Source organism: Caulobacter sp. CCNWLW153 (assembly GCF_036889365.1).
Classification (GTDB): Bacteria; Pseudomonadota; Alphaproteobacteria; order Caulobacterales; family Caulobacteraceae; genus Caulobacter; species Caulobacter radicis.
In genome coordinates, this window is record NZ_JBAKFV010000005.1 from 171,053 (window position 1) to 187,381 (window position 16,329).

Genomic DNA, 16,329 nt, shown 5'->3' on the forward strand with positions numbered 1-16,329 from the left:
CGGATGTAGCTCAGTTGGTTAGAGCGCCGGCCTGTCACGCCGGAGGTCGCGGGTTCGAGCCCCGTCATTCGCGCCACCTTCTTCTCGAAGGTAGCGATCCGAGGTAAAAGCGAGCGCTTCGTAGGGGTTTAGGCCTTTACGCGACGCGGATGTAGCTCAGTTGGTTAGAGCGCCGGCCTGTCACGCCGGAGGTCGCGGGTTCGAGCCCCGTCATTCGCGCCACTTTCCCCTTCCCCACTTTTTCAAGTTGCTCGTTTAAGCGCCTCGCGCTGCCGTTTACGCGCGCGTCCGCTGGAACGACTGCGACAAATTGTGTCGCCGGACGGTTGTTACCGACCGGTCGCATCCCATGTAGCGGACATGACCCAGTCCGCCGATATCCCTTTTTCCGTCCTCGATCTGTCGCCGGTTCCTCAAGGAACAACGGTCAGTAAAGCGCTCGCCAATACTTTGGACCTCGCGCGACATGCCGAGTCGCTAGGTTTCCACAGATATTGGCTGGCCGAGCACCACAACATGCCCGGTATCGCGAGCGCCGCCACAACCGTGGTCATTGGTCACGTCGCCGCCGGAACCCAGAAAATTCGAGTCGGATCGGGCGGCATCATGCTTCCCAACCACGCGCCCCTGATGATCGCCGAGGCTTTCGGCACGCTCGCGGCGCTGCATCCGGGCAGAATCGACCTTGGCCTGGGCCGCGCGCCAGGCACCGACCAGGCCACGATCCGCGCCCTGCGCCGCTATGCCGGCTCGGTCGACCGCTTCGCCGAGGACGTCGTCGAGCTGCAGCACTGGTTCAAGCCGGCCACGGAAGACCAGGCCGTCCGCGCGATTCCCGGCGAGGGCCAGGACGTGCCGCTGTGGCTGCTGGGCTCCAGCACCTATGGCGCGCAACTGGCCGCGGCGCTGGGCCTGCCCTACGCCTTCGCCGCCCACTTCGCGCCCGAACAGCTGATGCAGGCCGTCGAGGTCTATCGGCGCGGCTTCCGCCCGTCGGCCCAGCTCGACAAGCCCTACTTCATGATCTGCATCGGGGTCTGCGCGGCTGACACCGACGAGGAGGCCCAGCGCCTGCACACCTCGACCCAGCAGCAGTTCCTGGCCCTGCGTCGCGGCAACCCGGGCCTGCTGCCGCCGCCGGTCGACGACATCACGGCTCTCGCCTCGCCCGCCGAACTGGCCGGCGTGAACAACACCTTCCGCTATTCGGCGATCGGTTCGCCCCGGACCGTGGCCGACAAGCTGCGGGCGGTGATCGAGGCCACCGGCGCCGACGAGGTGATGGCCGCCTCGCAGATTCACGACCACGCCGCGCGGCTGCGCAGCTACGAGATCCTGGCGAGCCTGCGCGACGATCTGCGCCAGGCCGCCTGAGGCCCTCTCTTTCTATCTAGTGCGAGGCGGCCGCCGCGGCCGCTTCGCCAAGAAAGGCCCGCGAGCCGCTGAGGCGGCCGTAGATTTCGGTCAGACGCTCGAACACCGGCGTCCAGCCGTGGCGGGTCTCGGCCCGCAGGCGTGCTGCATGCCCGAGGGCGACCATGTCGCGAGCGAACAGCGCCTCGACCGCCTCGGCGAACACCCCGCCTTCCGACGCCTGGGCCAGCACGCCCACCTGCTCGTCGACGCTTTCAGCGACCCCGCCGGCCGCGACACCCACCACCGGCAGGCCGCAGGCCATGGCTTCCAGCACGATCAGGCCGAACGGCTCGTTGTCGTTGGCGTGCACGAAGGCGTCGCAGCCGGCCAGGATCGCGGCGAGCGCCTCCGGGTCGCGCTGATAATCCATCGAGATCACCCGATCGCTGGCCCGCGCCCCCGCGCCGGCCCCTATCAGCAGCAGCACATAGGGCTCGCCCAGCCGCTCGACCGCGTCGACCAGCACGTCGAGCTTCTTTTCCCGCGCCGGACGGCCGGCGAAGACGAGGATTCGGTGGCGATCGGTCAGGCCCAGCCGCCGCCGCAACGCGACGCGATCGCCGCGCGCGGGATGGAAGGTGTCGACGTCGACGCCCAGCGGCAGGCCGATGGCGTCGCGGACCCCTGCTTCAATAAGCCGTCCGGCGATGAAGTGGCTGGGCGCCACGGCCTGGTCGAACTGGCGATAGATCGCCGCCCAGCGCTTCTGGACCGGCTTTTCGGCCCATTCGCCGATGTGCAGCGCCGCCAGGGCGCCGAGATCGGTGTGGCAGAAGCCGACGACCGGCACGCCCAGGGCGGCGCCGGCCTTCAGCGCGGCCAGGCCCGGCGTATAGGGATCGCCGGCCTCGATGATGTCCGGCCGCTGGCGGATCAGGCGCTCCATCCAGCTGGTCTTGCCGATCGGCCAGCGATAGCCGTCGCCGAACGGCAGCGGCGCGGCGTAGATCGACACCCGGCCGTGACCGTCGTGAGCGTCGCGCGGCCCCGGCACCACCAGGGTGTGACGCACGCCGGACCGGTTCTGCGCCAGCCAGGCGCGCTTGGCGTTGAGATAGCGGCGCACGCCGCCGCTGCGCGGGGCATAGAGCATCGTCGTATCGATGAGACGGGCGGGCCGCCCCGGGCTTGATCGAATCTGGTCCTGCGGCGCGCCGGCCTCGGGGCTCGGCGGGGGAGTCAGCAGAAGATCGATCACGCCGTACCTCGCGACTGCAGAGGGAGCCGTCTTGCGCGGCCGCCAAGCGATAAGGTGCTCGAGCGCCGGGAGGTTCCTCCGAAGCTGGACCGTTGTCCAGCCGCGCAACGCCACCCTACGTCGCGTCGCGCATCGGCGCAAAAACCATATTTCGGTTCGCCTGGATTGAATGCGCCGCGCGTCGTAGGAGGAGCCAAATGGGGGTATCCGACATGGCGCGTTTTCTGTTCACCACCTGGGAAGGCGGCGGCCATGTGCAGCCGCTGCTGATGGTCGCCGCCGACCTGATCGCGCGCGGCCACCAGGTGCTGGCGATCAGCGATATTGCCAACGTCGCCGACGCCCAGGCGCTGGGCGTTCCCTTCCGCCCATGGACGACCGCGCCGTTCCAGGCCGGCAAGACCCGCGACGACGACCGCCTGCGCGACTTCGAGGCCGACAATCCGATGGCCGTGATCGAGCGGCTGCTCGAGCGGGTCATGACCGGCCCGGCCGGCGCCTACGCCCACGACGTGCTCGAAGCGCTGGACGCTTTCCCCGCCGACGTGGTGGTCACCCAGGAGCTGCTGCTGGGCGTAACGGTCGCGGCCCAGGCGCGCGGGACGAAACTCGCCCTGCTGTCGGCCAACATCTGGTCGCTGCCCAACCTGGCAGGCGCGCCACCATTCGGGGCCGGCATGGCCCCGGCGGCCGACGACCAGGAGAAGGCCATGCACGCCATGGTCGCCCAGATGGCGCGCGGCCTCTTCCAGTCGGGGCTGCCGGCGCTGAACGCGGCCCGCGCCGAGCACGGCCTTGCGCCCCTGGACGATCTTTTCGCGCAGTTCGACGCGGCCGACGCGATCCTGCTGGCCACCAGCCCGGCCTTCGACTTCGCGTCCGATCCCCTGCCCGCCCCTTTCGTCCATGTCGGCCCCTACCTCGCCGATCCGGCCTGGGTGGAGCCCGCCCTGCTTCCCGAGGGCGACGCGCCGCTGGTCGTGGTGTCGTTCTCCAGCCTCTATCAGGCGCAGGAAAAGACGCTGCGCAACGTGATCGCCGCCCTTTCCGCCCTGCCCGTCCGCGCCCTGGTGACGACCGGACCGACGCTGGACCCGGCGGAGTTCGCCGCTCCGTCCCACGTGAAGATCGTCCGCAGCGCGCCGCACGGCGCCGTGCTGAACCAGGCCGCCGCCTTCGTCACCCACGCCGGCCACGGCTCGACCCTGCGCCCGTTGATGGCCGGGGTTCCGCTGCTGTGCCTGCCCATGGGCCGCGACCAGAACGACAACGCCATGCGCGCCGCCCACCGCGGCGCGGCGATCACCCTGTCGCCGGACGCCTCGCCCGAGAAGATCGGCGAGGCGCTGACGCGGCTGCTGGACGATCCGGCCTATGCCGAGGCGGCTAGGGCGCTGGGCGGGAAGATCGCCTCCGACGCCGAGGGCCGCCATGCGGCGCAGGCCCTGGAGGCGCTGGTCTAGAGAAGGTGTAGCCCCTTCGCTCGTCATCCCGGCCGCAGCGAAGCGGAGAGCCGAGATGACGACGCAAAGCGGCGGCACGTTCTTCGCCCCCTCACCAATCATCCCGCCCGTTGAGATGCACCACCGGCAGCGGCGCCAGGTCGAAATTCTCCAGCAGCCGCACATTGATGGCGACGCGTGGACGGTCGTAGTCGGCCTCGCCGCTGCTGAAATCGGGAAACTGGCTGAAAGCGCCGCATCCGCAGATCGAACAATGATGGTGCGTGCCCATGTAGTCGCCCCACTGGTAGGTCGACACCCGGTCGCGCGCGGTCAGCAGCTTGAAGCTGGACGGCTGGTAGTAGGCAACGAGATTGCCGCGCCTGGAACAGAACGAGCAGTTGCAGTCGGTCAGTTCGGTCGGCGCGGTCTCGACCTCGAACTGAATGGCGCCGCAGTGGCAGCTTCCCTTGACGGACATGACGATCTCCCTTTTGGCGTCCAACGCCGGGGAGACTGCCGAAGGTCCGCTGACAGCATGGTGTCAGCAACCCCCAACCTTGGAGGTCCCTGGTGGGCGGTGAGGGGATCGAACCCCCGACCCTCTCGGTGTAAACGAGACGCTCTACCGCTGAGCTAACCGCCCGTTCGCAGGGTCGCGCCTTCTAGCCGCAGTCGGGCGGCATGGGAAGCGCGCATAGAAAAGGGCGGGCCGTCATCCAACGCCCCGCCCCTTAGAATCCGAAACGGGATCAGCCGTTCAGGGTCGTCTTCAGGCCTTCGCCGACCTGGAAGCGGGCGGTCTTCGAGGCCGGACGCTCGACGGTCTCACCGGTGCGCGGGTTGCGCGCGGTGCCGGCGGCGCGGGTCACGGCCTTGAAGGTGCCGAAGCCCACCAGACGCACGTCCGAGCCCGACTTCAGCGAAGTGGTGACGGTGTCGATGAAAGCTTCCAGAGCGTCCTTCGCCTGGTTCTTGTTGATGCCCGCCTTTTCGGCGATCGCCGTGACGAGTTCGGCTTTCGTGGTCATTTTTGTCTCCCAGCCAATAAGCGGCGGCGCTGCAACAGCTTACGCCGCTTCGCTCGCGTGGAAGTATGCGGGCTTCGCAAGCCCCGTCAAACGAAGGCGGCGCGGAAAGATCCCGCGCCGCCCTACTTATCAACAATAAGTTACTGTCAGTGCGTAAGAACTGCGTCGTCCCCGGCGTCGTCGGCCTTGGCGGGGCTCGAAAGGGGCTCTTCCGATTCGCTCCACTCGACCGGAGTCAGCGGACCGACCAGGGCGTGCTTGAGCACTTCGTCGACCGTCGAGACCGGAATGATCTCGAGACCCGACTTCACGCTTTCCGGCACGTCGACGAGATCCTTCTCGTTTTCCTGCGGGATCAGCACGGTCTTCACGCCCGAGCGCAGGGCCGCCAGCAGCTTTTCCTTCAGACCGCCGATGGCGGTGACCCGGCCGCGCAGGGTGATCTCGCCGGTCATGGCGATGTCCTTGCGGATCGGGATCCCCGTGAGCACCGACACCATGGCCAGGGCCATGGCGATACCCGCCGACGGACCGTCCTTGGGCGTGGCGCCGTCCGGAACGTGCACGTGGACGTCGGTCTTCTCGAAGATCGGCGGCTTGATGCCGAACGAGGTCGCCCGCGAGCGGACGTAGCTGTTGGCCGCCGAGATCGACTCCTTCATCACCTCCTTGAGGTTGCCGGTGACCGTCATGCGGCCCTTGCCCGGCATCTTCACGGCTTCGATGGTCAGGATGTCGCCGCCGAACTCCGTCCACGCCAGGCCGGTGACGATGCCGACCTGGTCGACTTCGTCGGTCTCGCCATAGCGGTACTTCTTGACGCCGGCGTACTTGGCCAGGCGCGCGTCGTCGATGGTGATGCTGGTCAGCTTCTCGCGAGCCAGGTCACGCACCGTCTTGCGGGCCAGGTTGCCCAGTTCCCGCTCCAGCGACCGCACGCCGGCTTCGCGGGTGTAGTAGCGGATCAGGTCGCGGATGGCCGCGTCCGGAACGATGAACTCGCTGTCCTTCAGGCCGTGATCCTTGGCCAGCTTCGGCAGGACGTGGCGCTTGGCGATCTCCAGCTTCTCGTCCTCGGTGTAGCCAGGGATGCGGATGATCTCCATGCGGTCCAGCAGCGGCTGGGGCATGTTCAGGCTGTTGGCCGTGGTGACGAACATCACCTGCGACAGGTCGTAGTCGACCTCCAGGTAGTGGTCGCCAAAGGTCGAGTTCTGCGACGGATCGAGCACTTCGAGCAGGGCCGAGGCGGGATCGCCGCGGTAGTCGCTGCCCATCTTGTCGATCTCGTCCAGCAGGACGAAGGCGTTGGTGGTCTTGGCCTTCTTCATCGACTGGATGACCTTGCCGGGCATCGAGCCGATGTAGGTGCGGCGGTGACCGCGGATCTCGGCCTCGTCACGCACGCCGCCGAGGCTCATGCGCACGAACTCGCGGCCGGTCGCCTTGGCGATCGACTTGCCCAGCGAGGTCTTGCCCACGCCCGGAGGGCCGACGAGGCAGAGGATCGGGCCTTTCAGCGAATTGGTCCGGGCCTGCACGGCCAGGTACTCCAGGATCCGCTCCTTGACCTTGTCCAGGCCGTAGTGGTCGGCGTCGAGGATGTCCTCGCTCTCGGCGAGATCGATCTTCTTGCCCTTGGCCTTGCCCCACGGGATCGACAGCAGCCAGTCCAGATAGTTGCGGACGACCGTGCTCTCGGCCGACATCGGGCTCATGTTGCGCAGCTTCTTCAGTTCGCCCTCGGCCTTGGCCCGGGCTTCCTTCGAAAGCTTGGTCTTCTTGATGCGCTTCTCGAGCTCGATCAGTTCGTCGCGCGAGTCGTCGGGGTCGCCCAGCTCGCGCTGGATCGCCTTCATCTGCTCGTTCAGATAGTACTCGCGCTGGGTCTTCTCCATCTGGCGCTTCACGCGCGAGCGGATCTTCTTCTCGACCTGCAGCACCGAGATCTCGCCTTCCATCAGGGCGAAGACCTTCTCCAGGCGCTTGGTGACGTCGAAGATTTCCAGCAGGTGCTGCTTGTCGCCGATCTTCACCGACAGGTGGGCGGCGATGCTGTCGGCCAGCTTGCCCGGCTCGGCGATCTGCGGGATCGCGGCCAGGGCTTCGGGCGGCACCTTCTTGTTGAGTTTGACGTAGTTCTCGAACTGCTCGACGACCGCGCGCGACAGCGCCTCGGCCTCGGGGCCGGCGCCCTGGTCCTCGCTGACCTCGCCGACCTGGGCCTCGTAATAGGCCTCCTGGTCGGTGAAGCGCACGACCGCGGCGCGGCCCTTGCCTTCGACCAGCACCTTGACGGTGCCGTCGGGCAGTTTCAGCAGCTGAAGCACGGTGGCCAGCACGCCGACATCATAGATGTCGGCCGGCGCCGGATCGTCGTCCGCGCTGTTCTTCTGGGTGACCAGCAGGATCTGCTTGTCCCCGCGCATCACTTCCTCGAGGGCGCGCACGGACTTGTCGCGGCCCACGAACAGCGGAACCACCATGTGCGGGAACACAACGATATCCCGCAGGGGCAACACAGGAAGCGTACGGATCTCAGACATATTTTCACTCCCGGCCGGCGCGTGAACCTCGCGCCTCGCCATGCGGACTGCCGTCACTTCAGACGATGCGCCTGAGTCGTACAGTCCGTCCGCCCGGGACTGGACGGATGGTCGTTATTTATGTGGACCTTTTGCGACGCGGTTCAAGCGCGCTCGCCTTCCAGCGGCGACAAGTCGCGCCGTGGTGGCAAAGCTGCAGGAAAACAAGCTGGGCGACGCGTGCTGAAGGCAAGATCGGCGGCTTGGCCGCGGGCCTCGCGGTAAAATCATGCGCTGTTGCACCGCGGCGCGACCTCCGGCGTCCCCCGCTCCTCGACGCCAGGGAGCTAGGGCGACGGCGCCCTGATCACCGGAGGCTCGCGCTTGTCCAGCGCCGCCACCCGCGCGGCGGCGTCGGCCTCGATATCGGCCCAGAACAGATTGAAGCCGTCGACCTTGCGGCGGTCGGTCCAGGAGCCGGTGTCGCGCAGCGAAGCCGACTTGGGACGGCCGGTGTGCAGCAGGCCGTTCTCGCATTGGGCCCAGACCTGGCGCTTGAGGAAGGCCGGGCGCGCGCCCCACTCCAGGCCCGTGGCGTTGACCGAACCGAGATTGAGCCGGGCCGGGGCCCGCTCGTCGGTCTGGGCGCCCAGCAGCGGGTTGACGCACAGCGGCTTGCGGCCATTGAGGTTCTCCAGCTGGTCACCGCCCCTCCAGGTCAGCGAGCGGCCCAGCCACTCCTGGGCCTTCTGGAAGTCGCCGTCGGTCAGCGAGGCCCAGGCCACGACGCAGCCGGCCTGGTCGCGGCGCGCGCAGGCGGGGACGGCCGCGACCGGACCGTACTCGTCGGCCGGCACGGCGGTCTCGATCAGGTAGACGCCGGCCAGGCGGGCCTTGAGCGCGGGGTCGGGCGCGATCTCCTCGGCCGCCAGGCGCGCCAGCAGGCTTCCGCCCTGCTCCACCCCGACCAGCACCAGAGGCCGTCCCTTGTCATAGCGGTCGCGCCAAGCCCGGAAGGCGTCCCGCACATCGCCATACGCGAACCGGCGGGCCTCGCGGGCGTCGTCGCGCAGGGTCAGGAACGTGTAGAGGCTGGCCTGGCGATAGTGGGGGGCGAAGATCCGCCCCACCCGCGAGAACGGCGCGGCGTAGTTGGGCAGCACCACGCGATTGAGATAGCGATCGGCCTTGGGCTGGTCATAGGGCGCGTTCCAGTCCCGCCCGCCGTCGAAGGTGGTGGGATGGACGAAGAACACGTCGGCGGCGCGGTCCATGCCGGTCGCGCCCCTTGGCAACAGCGCCCAGGCCGCCGGATCGGCGTAGTTGGGCGCCGGCGGCGGGTCGTAGGTCTGGAACGGCACCTTCGGGTCCAGCGTCGTGCGCAGGATGTCGTAGCGCCAGTAGAACGCCGCCGTCAGGACGATCCCCAGCACGAGGACGCATCCCGCGAAGATCCAGCGCTTGAAGCCCTTGAAGCGTCCCGACATGCCTCTCGACTACACCAGGTCGAGGCGTCGCACTACGCCCCTTCCCGCCCGATGATGGCCACCGAGCAGACATTGCTGGCCGGCGCGCCGCCGAGATTGTGGGTCATGCCCAGGACCGGGTCGCGCAGCTGCCGCTCGCCCGCCCTGCCCTGCAGCTGCAGGTACATCTCGTAGAGCATCCGCAGGCCCGAGGCGCCGATCGGATGGCCGAAGCACTTGAGGCCCCCGTCGATCTGGCACGGCACGGCGCCGTCGGCGTCGTAGAAGCCGTCGAGCACGTCGCGCCAGCCGCGCCCCTCGGCCGAGATGAACAGGTCCTCCATCGTGACCAGTTCAGTCACCGAGAAGCAGTCGTGCACCTCCATCATCGAGATCTGCTCGCGCGGGCGTTCGATGCCGGCTTCCTTGTAGGCCTTGCCTGCGGCGATGCGGGCGGTGTGGAAGTGGCTGCCGTCCCAGCCATTGTACTGGCTCTCGTAGCCGTTGGAGACCGACAGTTGCAGGGCCTTGACCGTGACCAGGTCATGCTTGCCCAGCGCCCGGGCGATCTCGGGCGTGGTGACGATGGCCGCCGCCGCGCCGTCCGAGACGCCGCAGCAGTCGAACAGGCCCAGCGGCTCGGCGATGATCGGCGCCTTCAGCGCCTGTTCCTCGGTGATGGGCTTGCGCAGGTGGGCCTTGGGGTTCTTGGCGCCGTTGGCGTGGCTCTTGACCGAGACGTGGGCGATGGCCCGCTTGAGGTCCTCCTTGGAGACCCCGTGCTTGGCCCGGTAGGCGCTGGCCAGCTGGGCGAAGTTGCCGGGAGCCGAGCCGTTGGGCATGACCTGCGGCGTCAGCGTGCCCGGCGCACCGAACGGCAGACCGCCATAGCCGGTGTCCTTCAGCTTCTCGACGCCGACGGCCAGCGCGATGTCGGCCGCGCCGGCGGCGACGGCGTAGACCGCCCCACGGAAGGCCTCCGAACCCGAGGCGCAGAAGTTCTCCACCCGGGTGACGGCGATGTTGGGCAGCCGCAGAGCGATCGACAGCGGCGTGCCGCCCTTGCCCGTGCCGATCTCGTCGATGTGGGTCGAGAACCAGGCCGCGTCGAGCTGGCTGGCCTCTATGCCCGCATCGGTCATGGCCTCCACATAGGCCTCGACCATCAGGTCGTCGGGTCCGGCGTCCCACCGCTCGCCGAACTTCGAACAGCCCATGCCGAGGATGGCGACCTTGTCGCGGATGCCGCTGGCCATTGGGGTCTCTCCCTAGCTCGCCTTCTCGGGCGTATTGATCGGGTGTATATACGGAGCCATGAGCCTCTATATCCGCAACGCCGAGGCCGACCGGCTGGCCCGGCAACTGACTGAACGGACGGGAGAAACCCTGACCGAAGCCGTCGTCGTGGCGCTGCGTGAGCGCCTGGAGCGCACGCCTGAAAAGGTGGATGATCTTGAGGCGCGGCTGGCGCGCATCCGGGCGATCCAGGATCGCGTCGCCGCCGCCCGCGTGCTGCGCGAAGGCTCTGACGAAGAGCTGCTATACGACGCCGACGGCCTGCCGAAGTGATCGTCGTCGACACCTCGGCCCTGATCGCGATCTTCCAGCGAGAACCCGAGGGCGAAGCCCTTCTCCAGACGATCGTCGGAACTGAAAAGCCGCTGGTCGCCGCGCCGACGCGTCTGGAGGCCTACATCGTCATTCATCGCCGCTTCGGCGCGAAGGCGGCAGAGGATTTCGAGGCTCTGGTCGCGGACCTCAACCTGACGGTCGTCGCGTTTGATGAACACCTGCTGGCAACCGCTAAAGGTGCCTATCGACGTTTCAGCCAAGGCCGCCACGGCCTGAACTTCGGCGACTGTTTCGCCTACGGCCTGGCCAAGGCGCGCGACCTGCCCCTGCTGTTCAAGGGCGAGGACTTCGCCGCCACCGACGTCAAGCGCGCGCTCTGACACCGCCCTACTCCGCCGCCTGGGCCGAGGTCGCCGCCAGCGCCGAACGGTCCGGCGCGGCCTTCCAGAAGTAGCGCACGAAGCCGCGCTTCTCGTCACGATCCTTGATCCGGAAGACCATCTTCACCGGCAGGCCGGTCTCGACCTCGCCGGGCGCGACGTCGGTGATGTCGAGCATGATCCGCCCGCCGCCCTCGAAGACGATCATGCCGTAGTGGTTGGGCGGGCTCATCGAGAAGGTCAGGTAGTCGGCCGAATAGGTCAGCACCTGGGCCGCGCGCTCGGCGAAGCGGTAGGGCTCCTGGGTGTCGACGGCCGGGTTGTTGGGCGCCACCGAAATGCGCGTGCGCGGGAACTGCACGACGCCGGTCTCGCGGCAGCGGCCGCCGACCAGGCCCAGGATCTGGTCGCGGTTGCGATAGAGGGTGGTCAGGGCCGTCTTGTTGTCCTTCTCGGCCCGCATGCCCCTGTCCCATTCGACGAGGTCGTTGAAGACGAGGAACTTCAGGTAGTTGGTCTCTTCCTGGCGATCGGCGAGCGATCCGGTTACGCCACGGGCGGGGCGGGCGGAGCCGATCTCGCCGCCGACGCGGAAGACCAGCGCCTCGGCGCCTTGGCCGAACTGCGCGACCACCACCACTTGACCCGGCGCGGCCTCATCGAGGGCATGGGCTAGCAGCAGCGGACCGTGGGCGCAGCCGGCCTCCCCCAACTGCGCGCCCAGCGTGTCGCGCACAGCCTCGGGCCGAATGCCAAGCGTCTTGGCCAGGCTCGCCCCCATGCCCGGAAACACCGACGGAAAGCAGAAATGGTCAACCTCGGCAGCGGTCACGCCCGCCGCCTCCAGCGCGTCGCGCACCGCCGGCGGGACCAGCTTGACGATGCCTTCGTCGCGGATCCAGCGCTCCTCCCAGGCATAGTCGAACTCCGCGTCCGAGCCGCGGAAGTGGTCGACGAAGTCGTCGGTCACCGTCCCCCGCCCCAGGAACGTCGCCGCGCCGCCGTCAGGCGAGACGACGAAAGCCGCCGCCGCGTCGCCGAAATCGAGTTCCTGCGGCGAGGCCGCGCGGGCCCGGCGATGCTCGCCGGCGGCCACCAGGACGCGTTTGCCGGACGCGGCCGCATCGAGCGCCTGGCCCAGCGCGGTGAGGCCGCAGCGCTGCGAGCCGGTGACGTCGGCCGAGGCGATCGAAGGTTCCAGCGTCAGGGCCGCGGCCAGGATCCCGGCGTTCTGGCGATCGGCGAAGGGCGCGGTCGTCGAGGCGAAGATCGCCGTCTCGATCGCCGCCCGGCCCTCGTCTTCCACGCCGAGGGCGTCACGGGCGGCCTCGACGGCCATGGTCAGGGCGTCCTCGTCCCAGTTGGCCATCGAGCGCTCGCCCTTGGCCTTGCCCGCCAGGCCGGGCGCGACCCAGGCGTTGGCGGCGACGACGGCCTTGCGGCTGAGGCGAAGACGCGGCGCATAGGCGCCCCAGGCGGCGATGCCGACCATGTTCCACTCCCTGACCGACGCCCGTTTCGGCGACTTATCAGGGTTCAGGTTACGCGCGCGGCAGGGGTCCGCAAGCGTGCCCCTTGGTCAACCAAGCGACGTGTCAGCGATAAGGATCGTCGGTGTTGAGAAACCCGGCCACATAGTCGGCGACGCCATCCTCAAGCGAGGTCATCGGGGCGTTGTAGCCGGCCGCCCGCAGGCGGCTCATGTCGGCCTGCGTGAAGTACTGGTACTTGCCCCGCAGCACTTCGGGCATGTCGAAATAGGTGATCTCCGGCTCGCGAGCGATAGCGCTGAACGTCGCCTCGGCCAGGTCCTTGAACGAGCGGGCCTTGCCCGAGCCCAGGTTATAGACGCCGTTGACGTGCGGGCTCTTGGCAAGCCAGGCGATCACGTCGGCCACGTCGCGCACATAGACGAAGTCGCGCAACTGGCCGCCGTCCTCGTAGTCCGGGTGATGCGACTTAAAGAGGCGCACGCCCTCGCCCGCCTGGATCTTCGGCCAGATCTGGCAGACCACCGACTTCATGCCGCCCTTGTGGTCCTCGTTGGGGCCGTAGACGTTGAAGAACTTCAGCCCCACCCATTGCGGCGGGGCGTGGCCGCGAGCCGCCTCGCGCACGGCGAAGACGTCGAACAGCGCCTTGGACCAGCCATAGGCGTTCAGCGGGCGCAGGCCCATCAGGGTGTCGATGTCGTCCTTGCCGTCGAAGCCCTGCGCGCCGTCCCCATAGGTGGCGGCCGACGAGGCGTAGATCAGCCGCGTGCCGTTCCTGGCGCACCAGCGCCAGATGTCGCGCGACAGCACGAAGTTGGACTGCACGATCAGGTCGGCGTCCGGCTCGGTCGTCGACGAGATGGCGCCCATGTGGATCACCAGCTCGACCTCGGCGCCGCGCTCGGCCAGCCAGCCGAACAGCTGCTCGGGCGCGACGAAGTCGGCGATCGGATGCTTGGCGATGTTGCGCCACTTGCCCTGCGCCGCCTCGCCCAGCCAGTCGCAGACCACGACGTCGAGCGCCGGATCCTCGCAGAGCCTGGCGACGATGTTGGAGCCGATGAACCCGGCGCCGCCGGTGACGAGAACGATGCGTCTGGACATGGGCGGGTTATGGCACAGGGGAATGGCGGGGCAAGTCCAGGACAACCTTCTCCCAGAGGGAGAAGGAGGGACCCGCGCCGCAGGCGTGGGAGGATGAGGGGTTAGGGACCGAAGACGGCGTGCCGGCACGACGGCCGACGGCGTCACCCCTCACCCTCCCAGGCTATCGCCAGGGCCCCTCCCCCTCCCCTCCGGGAGAGGGGCTTAAATCAAGCCGCCAGCTTGCGCTTGGCCAGGGCGTCGAACTCGAGCAGCTCGGCCACCAGGCCCTCGAACTGGCTCAGCGGCACCATGTTGGGGCCGTCCGACGGGGCGTGATCGGGGTCGGGGTGGGTTTCCATGAACACCATGGCCACGCCGATCGAGACGGCGGCGCGGGCCAGCACCGGCACGAACTCGCGCTGGCCGCCCGACGACGTGCCCTGCCCGCCCGGCTGCTGCACGCTGTGGGTGGCGTCGAACACCACCGGGCAGCCGATCTCCTTCATGATCGGCAGGCTGCGCATGTCCGAGACCAGGGTGTTGTAGCCGAACGAGGCGCCGCGTTCGCAGGCCATGACGTTGGGATTGCCCGCGCCGGTGACCTTGGCGATGACGTTCTTCATGTCCCACGGGGCCAGGAACTGGCCCTTCTTGATGTTGATCGCCCGGCCGGTCTTGGCGGCGGCGAGCAGAAGATCGGTCTGGCGGCACAGGAAGGCCGGGATCTGGATCACGTCGACGGCCTCGGCCACCGGATCGCAGTGGCTGATCTCGTGCACGTCGGTCAGGGTCGGCAGGCCCGTGACCTCACGGATCTCCTGGAAGATCGGCAGGCTGTCGAAGAGGCCGATACCGCGCGCGGCCGTGGCCGAGGTGCGGTTGGCCTTGTCGTAGCTGGTCTTGTAGATCAGGCCGACGCCCAGGCGCTCGCCGATCTCCTTCAGCGCGTGGGCCGTTTCCAGCGCGTGCTGGCGGCTTTCCATCTGGCACGGACCGGCGATGAGGGTCAGGCGCTCGGCGTTGCCGATGCGGACGGCCTTGCCGGTCTCGGTCTTCACTTCGACGACGGCGTTGGGGGCGACGGGCTGACTCAAGGCGGGACTTCCGAATAAAGGTGAGGCCAACAGGCTTAGGCGCTGATTTTGGCCCACAGGTGGCCCCAACGGCGGAAAGGTGCAAGTGCGGATCGATCCAGGCGTCCCCGGACCCGTCATCGTGTGGCTGCGCAACGACCTGCGCCTGGCCGACAATCCGGCCCTGAAGGCCGCCGCCGATACAGGTCGGCCGGTGATCCCGCTCTATATCCTCGACGAGACGGCCGGCGTGCGGCCGATGGGCGCGGCCTCGCTGTGGTGGCTCGACAAGTCGCTGCGGGCGCTTGGCCAGAGCCTGAAGGCGATCGGCTCCAAGCTAGTCCTGCGGCGCGGCCCGGCCCAGGACGTGCTGAAGGACGTGATCGTCCACTCCGGCGCGGCGGGCGTCGTCTGGAACCGCCTCTATGAGCCCGCCGCCATCGCCCGCGACGCCGAGATCAAGACTAAGCTGAAGGCCGACGGCGTGGTCGTCGAAAGCTGCGTCGCCGGCCTGCTGAACGAGCCATGGACCGTCGCGAACGGCTCCAAGCAGCCCTACAAGGTCTTCACTCCCTACTGGCGGGCGGCCCGCGCGCACCTCACCCATGTAGAGGTCGAGGCCGCGCCCAAGAGGCTGGCGGCGCCCGAGCATTGGCCCCACAGCGACGCGCTGGACGGCTGGGCCCTGCATCCGAAGGCTCCTGACTGGTCCAAGGGCTTCTCCATCTGGACGCCGGGCGAGGCCGGCGCGCTGGCGCGGCTGGACGACTTCCTGTCGGGCCCCGTCGACGGCTATGGCGAGGGCCGCGACGTCCCGGGGCTGGAGGCCACCTCGCGCCTCTCGCCCCACCTGCACTTCGGCGAGATCGGCCCGCGCCAGGTCTGGACCGCCGCCCGCCACGCCGCCGAGGCCGGCGACGCCCCGCATGGCGAGATCGAGAAGTTCCTCTCCGAGGTGGGCTGGCGCGAGTTCAACCACGCGATCCTGTTCAACTGGCCGCAGTTGCCGAAGAAGAACTTCCGGCCCGAGTTCGACGCCTTCCCCTGGTCGCGGAACCCGCGCGGCTTCGAGGCCTGGACCGAAGGCCGCACCGGCTATCCGCTGGTCGACGCCGGCATGCGCGAACTGTGGGCCACCGGCTTCATGCACAACCGCGTGCGGATGATCACCGCCTCGTTCCTGATCAAGCACCTGCTGGTCGACTGGCGCGAGGGCGAGGCCTGGTTCTGGGACACGCTCGTGGACGCCGACCTCGCCAACAATGTCGGCAACTGGCAGTGGGTGGCCGGCAGCGGCGCCGACGCCTCGCCCTACTTCCGGATCTTCAACCCGATCGGCCAGGGCGAAAAGTTCGATTCCAAGGGAACTTACGTCAAGCAGTGGATCCCGGAGCTGGCCAACCTGCCGGCCGACGTGATCCACCAGCCCTGGACCGCGCCCGAACGGCTGAGCGCCGGCGCCAGGGCCGTTTACGGCAAGCCGATCGTCGACCATCCCCGCGCCCGGGCCGCGGCGCTTGAGGCCTATCGCCAGCTGCGCGGAGACTCCGGCGACGAATGATCCCCTGGTGAACGTTGGTCACCAGCCCCATTTACAGTTCGGCTTTCGGGGGTCTTACTTGTCCCATTCAAGGGATTGGGAGCGCT

Annotated in this window: 14 protein-coding genes and 2 tRNA genes; 6 read left to right on the plus strand and 10 right to left on the minus strand. The window is 68.3% G+C overall.

All coding sequences use genetic code 11. The annotated features are described in order from the left end of the window. Nucleotides 1-145 precede the first annotated feature (145 nt). Nucleotides 146-222: transfer RNA gene (locus tag V6S85_RS10135), tRNA-Asp, on the plus strand. 138 nt (nt 223-360) lie between these two features. Continuing rightward, entirely contained in the window at nt 361-1,374 is a 1,014-nt protein-coding gene (locus V6S85_RS10140; RefSeq protein ID WP_334348854.1) for an LLM class flavin-dependent oxidoreductase, read from the plus strand. 16 nt (nt 1,375-1,390) lie between these two features. On the opposite strand, the gene V6S85_RS10145 is transcribed toward V6S85_RS10140, so the two are convergent. Further along, nucleotides 1,391-2,599 (minus strand): glycosyltransferase, encoded by a 1,209-nt coding sequence (locus tag V6S85_RS10145; RefSeq protein WP_431830622.1) that lies wholly within the window; start codon nt 2,597-2,599, stop codon nt 1,391-1,393. A 227-nt stretch (nt 2,600-2,826) separates the two neighbouring features. Between V6S85_RS10145 and V6S85_RS10150 the strand changes: the two genes are divergently transcribed. Next, nucleotides 2,827-4,077 carry a glycosyltransferase gene (locus tag V6S85_RS10150; protein WP_334348855.1) on the plus strand — a complete coding sequence of 417 codons (1,251 nt, stop codon included), beginning with the start codon at nt 2,827-2,829 and terminating at the stop codon, nt 4,075-4,077. A 91-nt stretch (nt 4,078-4,168) separates the two neighbouring features. On the opposite strand, the gene V6S85_RS10155 is transcribed toward V6S85_RS10150, so the two are convergent. The 6 genes from V6S85_RS10155 to V6S85_RS10180 all read right to left on the minus strand — a co-directional run bounded on the left by V6S85_RS10155 (nt 4,169) and on the right by V6S85_RS10180 (nt 10,334). Continuing rightward, nucleotides 4,169-4,537 (minus strand): GFA family protein, encoded by a 369-nt coding sequence (locus V6S85_RS10155; RefSeq protein ID WP_334348856.1) that lies wholly within the window; start codon nt 4,535-4,537, stop codon nt 4,169-4,171. Between the two features lie 90 nt (nt 4,538-4,627). Beyond that, nucleotides 4,628-4,702, minus strand: a tRNA-Val gene (locus V6S85_RS10160). 106 nt (nt 4,703-4,808) lie between these two features. Beyond that, the gene (locus V6S85_RS10165; protein ID WP_058346343.1) at nt 4,809-5,087 is read right to left on the minus strand and encodes an HU family DNA-binding protein; all 279 of its coding nucleotides are present in this window, start codon (nt 5,085-5,087) and stop codon (nt 4,809-4,811) included. A gap of 146 nt (nt 5,088-5,233) precedes the next feature. Beyond that, nucleotides 5,234-7,633: an endopeptidase La gene (gene lon / locus V6S85_RS10170; protein WP_116489545.1), complete on the minus strand. Its 2,400-nt coding sequence runs from the start codon at nt 7,631-7,633 to the stop codon at nt 5,234-5,236. A 326-nt stretch (nt 7,634-7,959) separates the two neighbouring features. Then, nucleotides 7,960-9,099: a DUF3089 domain-containing protein gene (locus V6S85_RS10175; protein ID WP_334348857.1), complete on the minus strand. Its 1,140-nt coding sequence runs from the start codon at nt 9,097-9,099 to the stop codon at nt 7,960-7,962. A 32-nt stretch (nt 9,100-9,131) separates the two neighbouring features. Next, on the minus strand, nt 9,132-10,334 hold the full coding sequence (locus V6S85_RS10180) for an acetyl-CoA acetyltransferase (protein WP_334348858.1): 1,203 nt from the start codon (nt 10,332-10,334) through the stop codon (nt 9,132-9,134). 58 nt (nt 10,335-10,392) lie between these two features. Between V6S85_RS10180 and V6S85_RS10185 the strand changes: the two genes are divergently transcribed. Further along, entirely contained in the window at nt 10,393-10,647 is a 255-nt protein-coding gene (locus V6S85_RS10185; protein WP_116564690.1) for a type II toxin-antitoxin system VapB family antitoxin, read from the plus strand. Beyond that, nucleotides 10,644-11,030 (plus strand): type II toxin-antitoxin system VapC family toxin, encoded by a 387-nt coding sequence (locus V6S85_RS10190; protein WP_334348859.1) that lies wholly within the window; start codon nt 10,644-10,646, stop codon nt 11,028-11,030. Before V6S85_RS10185 ends, V6S85_RS10190 begins: the two co-directional genes overlap by 4 nt. A gap of 7 nt (nt 11,031-11,037) precedes the next feature. Here the strand turns inward: V6S85_RS10190 and V6S85_RS10195 are convergent, their stop codons facing one another. The 3 genes from V6S85_RS10195 to kdsA all read right to left on the minus strand — a co-directional run bounded on the left by V6S85_RS10195 (nt 11,038) and on the right by kdsA (nt 14,703). Then, nucleotides 11,038-12,522, minus strand: a complete 1,485-nt coding sequence (locus V6S85_RS10195) for a hydroxymethylglutaryl-CoA synthase family protein (protein WP_334348860.1) — start codon at nt 12,520-12,522, stop codon at nt 11,038-11,040. 103 nt (nt 12,523-12,625) lie between these two features. Continuing rightward, the gene (gene rfaD, locus V6S85_RS10200) at nt 12,626-13,627 is read right to left on the minus strand and encodes an ADP-glyceromanno-heptose 6-epimerase (protein WP_334348861.1); all 1,002 of its coding nucleotides are present in this window, start codon (nt 13,625-13,627) and stop codon (nt 12,626-12,628) included. A gap of 209 nt (nt 13,628-13,836) precedes the next feature. Beyond that, nucleotides 13,837-14,703, minus strand: a complete 867-nt coding sequence (gene kdsA / locus V6S85_RS10205) for a 3-deoxy-8-phosphooctulonate synthase (RefSeq protein WP_116564699.1) — start codon at nt 14,701-14,703, stop codon at nt 13,837-13,839. A gap of 79 nt (nt 14,704-14,782) precedes the next feature. On the opposite strand from kdsA, the gene V6S85_RS10210 reads away from it, so the two are divergent. Further along, nucleotides 14,783-16,243, plus strand: coding sequence for a cryptochrome/photolyase family protein (locus tag V6S85_RS10210; RefSeq protein ID WP_442885652.1), 1,461 nt, complete (start codon nt 14,783-14,785; stop codon nt 16,241-16,243). The last annotated feature ends 86 nt before the right edge of the window (nt 16,244-16,329 follow it).